The organism is Arthrobacter sp. UNC362MFTsu5.1, assembly GCF_000685965.1.
Lineage (GTDB): Bacteria > Actinomycetota > Actinomycetes > Actinomycetales > Micrococcaceae > Arthrobacter.
Map to the genome: position 1 here is coordinate 109,207 of NZ_JMLE01000001.1, position 12,097 is coordinate 121,303.

At 64.2% G+C, this 12,097-nt stretch carries 10 protein-coding genes and 1 pseudogene; 9 read left to right on the plus strand and 2 right to left on the minus strand.

The genetic code is table 11. The features are described 5' to 3' along the window. Positions 1 to 61: 61 nt before the first annotated feature. The gene (locus tag BS38_RS0100555; protein ID WP_028269028.1) at positions 62 to 568 is read right to left on the minus strand and encodes a DUF2004 domain-containing protein; all 507 of its coding nucleotides are present in this window, start codon (positions 566 to 568) and stop codon (positions 62 to 64) included. Positions 569 to 678: 110 nt separating this feature from the next. Here BS38_RS0100555 and BS38_RS24055 point away from each other — a divergent pair, with 110 nt between their 5' ends. Then, positions 679 to 2,118: an aldehyde dehydrogenase family protein gene (locus BS38_RS24055; RefSeq protein WP_051628654.1), complete on the plus strand. Its 1,440-nt coding sequence runs from the start codon at positions 679 to 681 to the stop codon at positions 2,116 to 2,118. Here the strand turns inward: BS38_RS24055 and BS38_RS0100565 are convergent. After that, complete coding sequence (locus tag BS38_RS0100565) at positions 2,115 to 3,029, minus strand: LysR family transcriptional regulator (RefSeq protein WP_028269029.1); 915 nt, start codon at positions 3,027 to 3,029, stop codon at positions 2,115 to 2,117. The genes BS38_RS24055 and BS38_RS0100565 overlap by 4 nt on opposite strands. 209 nt (positions 3,030 to 3,238) lie before the next feature. On the opposite strand from BS38_RS0100565, the gene BS38_RS24060 reads away from it, so the two are divergent. The 8 genes and pseudogenes from BS38_RS24060 to BS38_RS27930 all read left to right on the plus strand — a co-directional run. Further along, on the plus strand, positions 3,239 to 4,618 hold the full coding sequence (locus BS38_RS24060; RefSeq protein ID WP_043437312.1) for an NAD(P)/FAD-dependent oxidoreductase: 1,380 nt from the start codon (positions 3,239 to 3,241) through the stop codon (positions 4,616 to 4,618). After that, on the plus strand, positions 4,618 to 5,349 hold the full coding sequence (locus BS38_RS0100575; RefSeq protein WP_028269030.1) for a DUF1365 domain-containing protein: 732 nt from the start codon (positions 4,618 to 4,620) through the stop codon (positions 5,347 to 5,349). Before BS38_RS24060 ends, BS38_RS0100575 begins: the two co-directional genes overlap by 1 nt. Continuing rightward, positions 5,346 to 6,755 (plus strand): class I SAM-dependent methyltransferase, encoded by a 1,410-nt coding sequence (locus BS38_RS0100580; RefSeq protein ID WP_028269031.1) that lies wholly within the window; start codon positions 5,346 to 5,348, stop codon positions 6,753 to 6,755. The genes BS38_RS0100575 and BS38_RS0100580 overlap by 4 nt, the downstream gene beginning before the upstream one ends. Positions 6,756 to 7,160: 405 nt before the next feature. Next, positions 7,161 to 7,406 (plus strand): glutaredoxin-like protein NrdH, encoded by a 246-nt coding sequence (gene nrdH, locus BS38_RS0100585; protein ID WP_011692201.1) that lies wholly within the window; start codon positions 7,161 to 7,163, stop codon positions 7,404 to 7,406. Positions 7,407 to 7,521: 115 nt separating this feature from the next. Beyond that, complete coding sequence (nrdI, locus tag BS38_RS0100590) at positions 7,522 to 7,950, plus strand: class Ib ribonucleoside-diphosphate reductase assembly flavoprotein NrdI (protein ID WP_051628681.1); 429 nt, start codon at positions 7,522 to 7,524, stop codon at positions 7,948 to 7,950. 2 nt (positions 7,951 to 7,952) lie between these two features. Then, positions 7,953 to 10,109: a class 1b ribonucleoside-diphosphate reductase subunit alpha gene (gene nrdE, locus BS38_RS0100595; RefSeq protein ID WP_197024877.1), complete on the plus strand. Its 2,157-nt coding sequence runs from the start codon at positions 7,953 to 7,955 to the stop codon at positions 10,107 to 10,109. 90 nt (positions 10,110 to 10,199) lie between these two features. Next, positions 10,200 to 11,174, plus strand: coding sequence for a class 1b ribonucleoside-diphosphate reductase subunit beta (gene nrdF / locus BS38_RS0100600; RefSeq protein ID WP_028269034.1), 975 nt, complete (start codon positions 10,200 to 10,202; stop codon positions 11,172 to 11,174). Positions 11,175 to 11,641: 467 nt separating this feature from the next. Next, positions 11,642 to 12,067: pseudogene (locus tag BS38_RS27930) on the plus strand (DUF2252 family protein); the annotation flags it as partial. Positions 12,068 to 12,097: the final 30 nt, after the last annotated feature.

Genomic DNA, 12,097 nt, shown 5'->3' on the forward strand with positions numbered 1-12,097 from the left:
GCTGAGCAACCGCCGTTTTGACGGTTCAAAAGGGCCGTTGCGGAGCAGTCGATGCAGCGCTTTACGACTCCCAGACGATCTCGTCGTCCACCACACCGTCCTCGTCAGCGGACGCCACCAGGACTTCGTCGGTGAAGTGCTCGCCCAGGGTGAAATCCAGGACGAAGTAGCGTTCGGGCTGGCCGGGGTAGATGCCCACGTGGCCAAGTTTCAGCGCCTTCAGGAACACGGCATTGGTCAGCTGGCTCTTGTCCTCCACGCCGAACACCTTCTTGAGGTGCTCGTCCTTGATGGCGTTGCAGTGGAAGTGCCGGTACTCCTGGGGGCTGGTGCCCTCCTGCTCCAGTTCCTCGGCGATCATGTCCCGGACCTGGTCCACGAGCTCGGGCAGGTACCGCAGCCGGTAGTCAACCTTGTGCATGGCCGCCTCGTCGAAGTGGTCGTGGGCATTGATGTTCAAGTCCAGCTCTACCGGCTGGCCGCCCAGTTCATGCTTCGCTGCGATGTTGTGGTCCCGGCCGTGGTTGAGCTCGATTTCACCAAAGTGCCGGCTCGCTACCTTGTTCATATCTTCAACATAGCCCTCTCGGGCAGTCCATTCCAGCATCCGGGATTTTTTCTGGGACTGTATCCCCGCGCTGCAACCCGGCTGCATCCCGGCGCGGGTACATTGATCGGATGCACACTGCCGCCGCCGTCGCCCGATCCCGCGAGCTCTTCGACAGCGGGGTGACCCGCCCGCTGGCGTGGCGCCTCGAACAACTCGGCAACCTGCGCAGGATGCTCACGGAACGGCGTGAGGATTTCATCGCTGCACTGTCCAGCGACCTGGGGAAGCACCGGACCGAGTCCGTGATGACCGAAATTGCCTTTGTGACCGCGGAAGCCGCCCACCTGGAACGGCACCTGGCGGCGTGGATCCGGCCCCGCCCGGTGGCCGTGCCTGTTGTCCTGCAACCCGCGCGGGCGTGGACCGAGCTGACTCCGCTTGGTGTGGTGCTGGTGATCGGGACCTGGAACTACCCGGTCCAGCTGACCCTCGCACCCATGGCCGGAGCACTGGCGGCCGGCAACACCGTGGTGGTCAAGCCCAGCGAGCATGCCCCCGCCACGTCGGCGGCCCTGGCCCGCTGGGTGCCTGAATACCTCGACGGCGCCGCGGAGGTGGTGACCGGCGGTATCCCGGAAACCACCGCGCTGCTGGCGGAGCGTTTCGACCACATCTTCTTCACCGGCGGGCAGGCAGCGGCCCGTGTCGTCATGCGGGCTGCAGCCGAGCACCTGACTCCCGTGACCCTGGAACTGGGCGGCCGGTGCCCGGCCTTCGTGGACGAAACCGCCGACCTGGCCACCACTGCACGGCGCATTGCCTGGGGCCGGTTCGTGAACGCCGGCCAGACATGTGTGGCTCCGGACTATGTGCTGGCAGCACCCGAAATACTGGACGCCCTCCAACCGCTGATCGTGGACGCCATAACCTCCATGTTCGGCGAGGATCCTGCGGGCAGCGCTTCCTACGGCCGGATCGTTGATGACCGGCACTTCGAGCGGCTCGCTGAGCTGGCCGACAGCAGCACCGTGGTCCACGGCGGCCAGCGGGACCCCGGCAGCCGCTACTTTGCGCCCACCCTCCTGCGGCCAGCCCCCGGGGACGCAATCCTGGGCGAGGAAATCTTCGGCCCGCTCCTGCCACTGGTGGCTGTGTCAGGACAGGACGAGGCCATCCGGATGATCAATGCCGACCCCAAGCCGCTGGCGGTTTATGTATTCAGCGCCGATGACAGAGTCCGCAGTTCCTTCGCTGCCGAAACCTCATCGGGTGCGCTTGCGTACGGGGCGCCGGCCGCGCACGTCTCGGTCCCGGGACTCCCGTTCGGCGGGGTCGGCGGCAGCGGCATGGGGGCTTATCACGGCGAACATTCCGTGCGGACGTTCTCGCATGAGCGGGCCAGCCTGGACAAGCCGCTATGGCCGGACACTTTCGGGCTTGCCTATCCGCCCTACGGCAAGGCGAAGGACAAACTCGTGACCACCCTGATGTCGTTCGCCGGGCGGGCGCCGGGGCTTCCGAAAATCCTGCGTTCCAAGGCCCGCCGCTTCCGGGCCCGCGAATCCTAGCGCGTGGCTCCCAGGCTGTGCAGGGTGTCGGCCAACAGTTCGACGAAGAGCTGGACGCGTGCCGTCTGCTTGTCGTTGATCAGCAGGGCAAACACGTTGCGGGCAAGCCTGATCTCCGGAACATCGAGGACCACCACCCCGGCCGGCCGGTGCCGAAGGGCCAGCTCCGGCACGAGCGCGGCACCCAGGCCCGCGGCTGCCATTTCCAGGCTCGCGTGGAAGTCGTCGCTATAAGCCACCACTCGCGGGTGCAGGTTGCAGCTGGCGAACAGGCGTTCAATAACCGTGGCGTCGCTGGTGCCCGGGTGATGGACAATCCACGGCATGTCCGAGAGGTGGTCCGCCGCCACCTTGGCGTCGGCGCGGAAACCCCAGGCCGCGGGCAGCACCACGCGGAATTCGTCGTCGCCGATCCACTGCCGGTTCACGGTGTGGGGCCACGCCAGGCCGGACTGGCCCACCTGGTAGACCAGGGCAACATCGAGTTCGCCGCCGGTGCGGAGCCCCTGGATGGTCTGGGACGGCTCCGCCACGGACACCCTGAGGTCGATGCCCAGGTCCTTCCACTTCGGGTTCTGCAGGATCCGGGGAAGCACATAGGTTGCCAGGCTGGGGAAGATGCCGAGCCTCAGTTCCTGGTGGGTGGCGTCGTGCGTCCGGGAGGCAGCGGCCATCAGGGCCTCGATGTCCGTCAGGACCTTGGCGGCATGCCGCGTCATCACCAGGGCGGCTTCGGTGGGCTGGATGCTCCGGGCTGAACGCTGGAAGAGGTCCACGCCGGTGTCCCGCTCCAGGGCGGACATCTGCTGGGAAACAGCCGACGCCGTATAGCCCAGCCGGTTGGCGGCAGCCGCGAACGAACCCAGGCGGGTGACCTCCACGAGGGTCCGCAGGTGAACAGGGTTGATCAATGGTTGTCCTTCGCCTCGGAAATCCCGCTTCATTGTGGCATATCGCCCCGCGGCCCCGGAATGTCGCCGCGGACGGGCCGTGTCCATGGGGAAGAATCGCGTCAAGGCGCCCGGCTGAAATTCGCAGTCATCCGGGCGCCCTTCGGTGACGAATTGCCCATAAGACGATTCATCAGGACGATTCAGGCGAAGCCAACAGGAGTAGATCAGTGTCGCAAGCAGCAACGATTCCGGACGGCCGGCGGGTAGCCGTCATTGGCAGCGGCGTGGCAGGGCTGACCGCAGCCTATGTCCTGAACCGGCGGGACAACGTGACCCTGTTCGAGGCCGACTCCCGGCTGGGCGGCCATGCCCACACCCACGACGTCCCGCAGGCCGGCGGCCCGGTCCTGGGCGTGGACACAGGTTTCATCGTGCATAACGAACGCACTTACCCGACTCTCCTGCGGCTCTTCGCGGAGCTGGGGGTGGAGACGCAGGACTCCGAGATGAGCATGTCGGTCCGCTGCGACGGCTGCGGCCTCGAATATGCCGGTGCCCGCGCCAAGGGGCGCGGCATTATCCCGCGGCCCTCCACCCTGCTGCGCGGCAGGTACCTGCTGATGCTGCTGGAAGTAACGCGTTTCCACCGCCGTGCCCGCGCCCTGCTGGCAGCGTCCGGCACCGCCGCGTCAGGAGACTCATCGGGCAACACGGACCCGGAACTGACGCTGGGGGAGTTCCTCGCCCGCGAGAAGTTCAGCAGCTACTTCATCTCGCACTTCATGACCCCCGTGGTGAGCGCCGTCTGGTCCTGCGACCCCACCACTGCCCTGGCTTATCCGGCCCGCTACCTGTTTACGTTCCTGGCCCACCACGGCCTGCTCGGAGTTTCCGGCTCCCCGCAGTGGCGGACGGTCAAGGGCGGCTCGCGCACCTACGTGGACAAGCTGGCCGCCACGCTGCCAGACATCCGGCTGTCCAGTCCGGTCACGGCGGTGCGACGCGACGGGGAGGGCGTTGAACTGACCACCCCGCACGGTACGGAAACCTTTGACGCCGTCGTGATTGCCACGCATCCCGCGCAGGCGCTGCGCATGCTCGCCGATGCTTCACCGGCGGAGGAGGAGGCGCTCGGCGGAATGCCCTACTCGGTCAACCAGACGCTGTTCCACCGCGACGAAGCCGTGCTGCCTGCCAGCGCCAATGCGCAGGCGTCCTGGAACTACCGGCTGCCGTCCTGCGATGCACGTCCGGACAAGGTGCTGGTCAGCTACGACATGACGCGCCTGCAGCGCCTCGAGCCCGCTGACGGCGGGCGCTACATCGTGAGCCTCGGTGAGTCCGAACTCATCGCCGACGGCACCGTCCTGGACCGGATGGTCTACGAACACCCGCAGTACACCCCCGGTTCGCTCCGGGCCCAGCAGCAGGTCCTCGCACTGGGGGACGGGCGCCTTGCCTTTGCCGGCGCGTACCATGGCTGGGGTTTCCACGAGGACGGAGCGCTCTCCGGGGTCAAGGCCGCCGCCCGGCTCGGCCGGGACTGGGAACAGCCGGCCGGCGTTTCCGGTCCCGCACTGGCGGGCGTCGCCGCGGAGGGCGCCTGATGAACACCCAGGCGGCCATCTACCGCACCTCCATCGCGCACGTGCGCCGCACGCCGCTGCACAATGCGTTCACGTACCGCAGCTACAGCTGGTTTGTCGACGTCGACCGGCTTCCGTCACTGCCGTGGCCGCTCCGGCTGCTCGCCGATTTCCGTGCCTCGGATCACCTCGGCGACGCGGAAGGCTCGCTCCGCGGCAACGTGGAGCGGTTCCTGCGGACCCGGGGGATAGAGCCCGACGGCGGCCGGATCACCATGCTTGCCAGCGCCCGGGTGTTCGGCCACGTGTTCAACCCGCTCAGCCTGTTCTGGTGCCACGACGCCGTCGGGAACCTGCGGTGCGTTGTTGCCGAAGTGCACAACACCTACGGTGAACGGCACTGCTATCTGCTCGAAACGGACGACGCCGGCAGGGCCAGCGTGCCCAAGGCGTTCTATGTTTCCCCCTTCAACGACGTCGAAGGCCAGTACCGGATGAAGCTCCCGGAACCGGGGGAGCGGCTCGCGGTGTCCATCGTTCTGGAGCGCGAAGGGCAGAAGCCCTTCATCGCGACCGTCGACGGCGAACGCCACGACGCCTCCCTGCCGAACATTCTCTCCGCTGCGCTCGCCGTGCCCCTGGCACCGCTGCGTGTAGCAGCGCAGATCCGCTGGCAGGGCATCAAGCTCTGGGCACGTCGCCTGCCCATCATCAAACGACCACACCACCCCTCACAGGAGGCAGTCCAGTGACCATTACCGAAGCTACCGGATCCGCAGCAGGACAGCCTGCGAACGAGCGTTCCGCCCACGCCCGCGCCGGCCTCGCCGCTGGCTCCGCAGTGCCCTACACCGTTCCCCAGCCGCCCGCAGTGGTTGACGCCGACATCTGGCCGAGCATTGCCACGGTGCCCTCGTCGCTCAAGGCGAGGGTTGCCGGCCGGGCTGCCGACGCCATCTTCAAGGCAGCGGTTCGGCGGCTTCCGCTCGAGGTCCGCTACCCCGACGGGACCGTTCTGGGAAAGGCGGCCCCCGGCGCGGCAGAGGCGTCCGGCCGCCCCTACCCGGTGATGACCATGAACCGTCCCGAAGCGTTCGCTGCCCGGCTCGGCGACGGCGGACTCATCGGCCTGGGTGAGTCCTATATGGCCGGCGACTGGGACGCCGATGACCTCACCGCAGTGATGGAGGTCTTCGCTGCCCGCGTCGGCACGCTGGTGCCCGAGCCGCTGCAGAAACTGCGGGCCCTCTACCTGCCGCGCCAGCCGCGCAGGGAACGTAACACGGAGCAGAACACGCGGTCCAACATCTCGCGGCACTACGACCTCTCCAACGAGCTCTTTGCGTCCTTCCTGGACAGCACCATGACCTACTCCAGCGCCCTTTTCCCGGAGAGCGGCGACGCCCTTCGGCACGTTGCCTGGGACGGTTTCGCCGAGGCGCAGCAGGCCAAGATCGACCGGCTGCTGGACAAGGCCGGCGTACGCGAGGGGACGCGTGTGCTGGAAATCGGCACCGGCTGGGGCGAGCTCGCGCTTCGTGCGGCAGCCCGCGGAGCGACGGTCTACTCGGTCACGCTGTCCAGCGAACAGCAGGAGCTCGCCCGCCAGCGCGTGGCCGAGGCCGGCTACGCCGACGCCGTCACCATTGAACTCAAGGACTACCGTGCGGTGGAAGGCGAGTACGACGCCGTCGTCTCGGTGGAAATGATCGAAGCCGTCGGCTACGAGTACTGGGCTACGTACTTCCAGACGATCGAACGCGTCCTGGCCCCCGGCGGGAAGGTGGCCATCCAGGCCATCACCATCGCGCACGACCGGCTGATCGCCACCCGGACGAGCTACACGTGGGTGCACAAGTACATCTTCCCCGGCGGCGTCATCCCGTCTGTCCGGGCCATCGAGGAAATCACCGAGAAGCAGACCGGACTCCGGGTCCGGGAACGCCTTGCCATGGGCGAGCACTATGCGCAGACCCTGCGCCTCTGGGAGGAACGGTTCATGTCCCGCGCCGACGAGGTGGCGGCCATGGGCTTCGACGCGATCTTCCAGCGGATGTGGCTGTTCTACCTCTGCTACTCCCGGGCGGGCTTCGAGACGGGCTACCTCGACGTCCAGCAGATCGTCCTGGACCACGCAGCGACAAAGCACCACATCTAGTTCCGTTCATCACATCGGGGCCCTGAATCTTCATTCAGGGCCCCTTTTGTGTGCCTTCCGACACGCCCGCCGCACCGTCGCGACACGCCGTCCACCGGGCGACACGCGGGACGTTTAATTGTGGCTAACTACTCCACAGGGTGTGGATTTCGTCCGCGAAAACAGCTGAATTCCGGACATTTTTGACCACGCTGCCTGTGGATTAACGGTGCATTAAATGACATACTTGTAATACATCATCTTGGGGTCCGCATCGGGGCCGTGCACTACATGTAGTATCGACATACAGATTGAGCGGGACGCAGGACCGGCGCGGATGAGGGGTTTCAGTTCCGGGCAGTGTCTACCGCAACGATGGACAAGAGACTTCAAAAAGCAGTGACTTCAACAAAGGGGACAGGAACCATGACCGTTACGGTTTACACGAAGCCGGCCTGTGTTCAGTGCAACGCAACGTACCGCGCGCTGGACAAGAAGGGCATCACCTACCAGAGCGTCGACATCTCCCAGGACGCGGACGCCCTTGAGCGGCTGAAGGCCCTCGGCTACATGCAGGCCCCCGTCGTGGTCACGGACCAGGACCACTGGTCAGGCTTCCGCCCGGACAAGATCGAAGAGCTGGCGCTGAGCGCTGCCGCATCCGTGGCCTAGCCCAGGCTTCACCGCCGCTTCCGGCACAGAACTTTACGTAGATGAGGTGACTCCCATGGCAGCGCCGGCACTTGCCGATGCGCCGCTCGCAGCGGATGCTGCGAATACGACGCCGATGACACGGACATCCAGTCACCTCATCTACTTTTCCTCCGCCTCCGAGAACACCCGGCGCTTCGTGGAGAAGCTCGGCCGGGATGCGGCCAGGATTCCCCTGCATCAGCGAGAAGCTGAACTCGTGGCCTCCGAGCCCTTCGTGCTGGTGGTTCCCACCTACGGCGGGACCGGCGGTGAGGGCTCGGTGCCAAAACAGGTCATCCGGTTCCTCAACAACCCGCAGAACAGGACACTGATCCGCGGAGTGATCAGCGCAGGAAACACAAATTTCGGGGACAACTTCTGCATGGCGGGCGACATCATCGCCTTCAAATGCCAGATACCGCACCTCTACCGCTTCGAACTCATGGGGACGCCTGAAGACGTCCGCCTGGTAAATCAAGGATTGGACAAGTTTTGGACACTACTGTCGCAGACACAGAAGTAACCATGCCCGCCGTCGAGAAGACCGCAGAGAAGCCGCCGCTGCCCGCCGCCTACAAGGGCCTGGGCTATCACGAGCTGAACGCCATGCTGAACCTGTACGGACCGAACGGTGAAATCCAGTTCGAGGCGGACCGCGAGGCCGCACACCAGTACTTCCTGCAGCACGTGAACAACAACACCGTGTTCTTCCACGACCTGGAAGAGAAGCTCGACTACCTGGTGAAGAACCAGTACTACGAGCGCGAGACCCTCGACCAGTACACGATGAACTTCATCCGCGAGCTCTTCAACCGCGCGTACAAGAAGAAGTTCCGCTTCGAGACCTTCCTGGGCGCCTTCAAGTTCTACACGTCCTACACGCTGAAGACCTTTGACGGCAAGCGCTTCCTGGAGCGCTACGAGGACCGCGTGTGCATGGTTGCCCTGCACCTGGCCCGCGGCGACGAGCAGCTTGCCCTGCAGATGGTTGACGAGATCATCGAGGGCCGCTTCCAGCCGGCCACGCCCACGTTCCTGAACGCCGGCAAGAAGCAGCGCGGCGAGCTGGTCTCCTGCTTCCTGCTCCGCATCGAAGACAACATGGAGTCGATCGGCCGGTCCATCAACTCCGCCCTGCAGCTGTCCAAGCGCGGCGGCGGCGTGGCGTTCGCGCTGACCAACATCCGCGAAGTCGGCGCGCCGATCAAGCAGATCGAGAACCAGTCCTCCGGCGTCATCCCCGTGATGAAGCTCCTCGAGGACAGCTTCTCCTACGCCAACCAGCTCGGTGCCCGCCAGGGTGCCGGCGCCGTGTACCTGCACGCCCACCACCCGGACATCTACCGGTTCCTGGACACGAAGCGGGAAAACGCGGACGAAAAGATCCGCATCAAGACCCTCTCGCTCGGCGTTGTCATCCCGGACATCACCTTCGAGCTGGCCAAGCGGGACGAGGACATGTACCTGTTCTCCCCGTATGACGTCGAAAAGGTCTACGGCATGCCGTTCTCCGACGTCTCGGTCACCGAGAAGTACTACGAGATGGTGGACGATTCCCGGATCAAGAAGACCAAGATCAAGGCGCGCGAGTTCTTCCAGACCCTCGCGGAGATCCAGTTCGAATCCGGTTACCCGTACATCATGTTCGAGGACACCGTAAACCGGGAAAACCCGATCGACGGCAAGATCATCATGTCGAACCTGTGCTCCGAGATCCTCCAGGTCTCGCAGCCCACCACGTACCACGATGACCTGTCCTACGACCAGACCGGCAAGGACATCTCCTGCAACCTGGGCTCGCTGAACATCGCGAAGACCATGGATTCGCCGGACTTCGGCCTGACCATCGAGACGGCCATCCGCTCGCTTTCGGCTGTTTCGGACATGTCCAACATCACCTCGGTGCCGTCCATCGCCCGCGGCAACGACCAGAGCCACGCCATCGGCCTCGGCCAGATGAACCTGCACGGCTACCTGGCACGTGAGCGGGTCCACTACGGTTCGGAAGAGGGCCTGGACTTCACCAACATCTACTTCTACTCGGTGGTGTACCACGCGGTGCGCGCCTCCAATAAGCTGGCCATTCAGACGGGTCAGACGTTCGGCGGCTTCGAGAAGTCCAAGTATGCCTCGGGCGAGTTCTTCGACAAGTACACGGAGCAGGAGTGGGTGCCGCAGACCGAGAAGGTCGCGGAGCTGTTCAAGAACATCCACATCCCCACGCAGGATGACTGGCGCGAGTTGAAGGCTTCCGTCATGGAGCACGGCATCTACAACCAGAACCTGCAGGCCGTCCCGCCGACGGGCTCGATCAGCTACATCAACAACTCCACCTCCTCGATCCACCCGGTAGCGTCCAAGATCGAGATCCGCAAGGAAGGCAAGCTGGGCCGCGTGTACTATCCGGCGCCGTACCTGACGAACGACAACCTGGAGTACTACCAGGACGCGTACGAGATCGGCTACGAGAAGGTCATCGACACCTACGCCGCTGCTACGCAGCACGTGGACCAGGGCCTGTCCCTGACGTTGTTCTTCAAGGACACCGCCACGACGCGCGACATCAACAAGGCGCAGATCTACGCCTGGAAAAAGGGCATCAAGACCATCTACTACATCCGTCTCCGCCAGCTCGCGCTGGAAGGGACCGAGGTGGACGGCTGCGTCAGCTGCATGCTCTAATCTTCAACTAAATCGTGACAGTACGACGGCGGGCGCCCGCCCGCCGTCGTACGCTTAACTTCAAGAACAACCCAACGTTTAGGGGATGACATGACCGAAAAGGTCAAGCTGCTTAGCCACGTCGAGGCGATTAACTGGAACCGTATCCAGGACGACAAGGACGTGGATGTCTGGAACCGCCTCGTCAACAACTTCTGGCTGCCGGAGAAGATCCCGCTGTCCAACGACGTCCAGTCCTGGGCAACACTGACCCCTGACGAGCAGCAGCTCACCATGCGCGTGTTCACCGGACTGACCCTGCTGGACACCATCCAGGGCACCGTCGGCGCCGTCTCGCTGATTCCGGATGCGATCACCCCGCATGAAGAAGCCGTGTACACGAACATTGCCTTCATGGAGTCCGTGCACGCCAAGAGCTACTCGTCCATCTTCTCCACGCTGGCCTCCACGAAGGAGATCGACGAGGCGTTCCGCTGGTCCACCGAGAACGCGAACCTTCAGAAGAAGGCGCAGATCGTCATGGACTACTACCAGGGCGACGATCCGCTGAAGCGAAAGGTGGCTTCCACGCTGCTGGAGAGCTTCCTGTTCTACTCGGGCTTCTACCTGCCGATGTACTGGTCCTCACGGGCCAAGCTGACGAACACGGCAGACCTCATCCGCCTGATCATCCGCGACGAGGCCGTGCACGGCTACTACATCGGCTACAAGTTCCAGAAGGGCCTGGAGAAGGTCTCCGAGGAGAAGCGCCAGGAGATCAAGGACTACACGTTCGAGCTGCTCTTCGAGCTGTACGAGAACGAAGTCCAGTACACACACGACCTCTACGACTCCGTCGGCCTGGCCGAGGACGTCAAGAAGTTCCTGCACTACAACGCCAACAAGGCGCTGATGAACCTGGGCTACGAGGCCATGTTCCCGGCGTCCGTCACCGACGTGAATCCGGCCATCCTCTCGGCGCTGTCCCCGAACGCGGACGAGAACCACGACTTCTTCTCGGGTTCGGGTTCGAGCTACGTGATCGGCAAGGCCGTCAACACCGAAGATGAGGACTGGGACTTCTAAGTCCTTCTCCTTCGCGTCCTCTTGTTTTCCCATATAGGAATTTGGAACGGCCCCGCACGCTGACGCGTGCGGGGCCGTTCCGCTCTCGCGTCCGGGCGGCAAACCACCATGCTCGCGGAAGCATTGGGCCTGGTACAAAGCCGGACGGTTTCGAGGGCACTGTCCCGGCGAAAAGGGTTGTGGCATGATGCAGGCATGCTCGCCAGGACATGGTCGAAGTCAGTGGCATTCCAGAAGCCAGATGCCAGCCGGCTCCCGCTCACCAGCACCCTGCGGCCGTGAAAATCCCAAGCTCGGCTCATCATGACTCGATTGCCCTGGCCCGGGTTGCTGGACGGGACGCGCGGAACTCGTTGCCCCGCACAGAGCAGGCGGCTTACGGCGTCCCGGAACGGGACCCCATCGGAATCCTCGAAAGCCAGCACATCACCAGGCTCTCGGAGCTCATTCCGGTGCGCGTAGGTCGGATGCTGGAGACACCATTCTCGTTCTACCGCGGGGCAGCGGCGGTCATGGCCCACGATCTCGCCGACTCGCCCGTCACCGGCCACACCCTCATTGCGAGCGGCGACGCACACCTGGCGAACTTCGGGCTCTTCGCCAGCCCGGAACGGCGCCTGATTCTTGACCTCAATGATTTTGATGAGGCATATCCTGCGCCATGGGAATGGGACGTGAAACGACTGGCCGCGAGCGTCTGGTTGAACGGCCGGAACTGTTCATTCACTGAAGAGCAGTGCCGCACGGCAGTCGAGGGCTGCGTGCGAAATTACCGACAAGCGCTCAAGGTCCTGTACAGCCACACAGCGACTGAGCGGTATTATTTTCAGCTTGATGCAGAGGTCCTGGGGACGCTGCACACGCTGGCGGACAAACGAATCAGGACTGAAGAGCAAAGAGCCCGGCGGCGGACGTCCGAACAA

Excerpts from the sequence above, each read along its gene's own strand:
- BS38_RS24055 (WP_051628654.1), top strand. The coding sequence starts at position 679 with ATGCACACTGCCGCCGCCGTCGCCCGATCCCGCGAGCTCTTCGACAGC.
- nrdF (WP_028269034.1), top strand. The coding sequence starts at position 10,200 with ATGACCGAAAAGGTCAAGCTGCTTAGCCACGTCGAGGCGATTAACTGG.
- nrdH (WP_011692201.1), top strand. The coding sequence starts at position 7,161 with ATGACCGTTACGGTTTACACGAAGCCGGCCTGTGTTCAGTGCAACGCA.
- BS38_RS0100575 (WP_028269030.1), top strand. The coding sequence starts at position 4,618 with ATGAACACCCAGGCGGCCATCTACCGCACCTCCATCGCGCACGTGCGC.
- BS38_RS0100555 (WP_028269028.1), bottom strand. The coding sequence starts at position 568 with ATGAACAAGGTAGCGAGCCGGCACTTTGGTGAAATCGAGCTCAACCAC.
- nrdE (WP_197024877.1), top strand. The coding sequence starts at position 7,953 with ATGCCCGCCGTCGAGAAGACCGCAGAGAAGCCGCCGCTGCCCGCCGCC.
- nrdI (WP_051628681.1), top strand. The coding sequence starts at position 7,522 with ATGACACGGACATCCAGTCACCTCATCTACTTTTCCTCCGCCTCCGAG.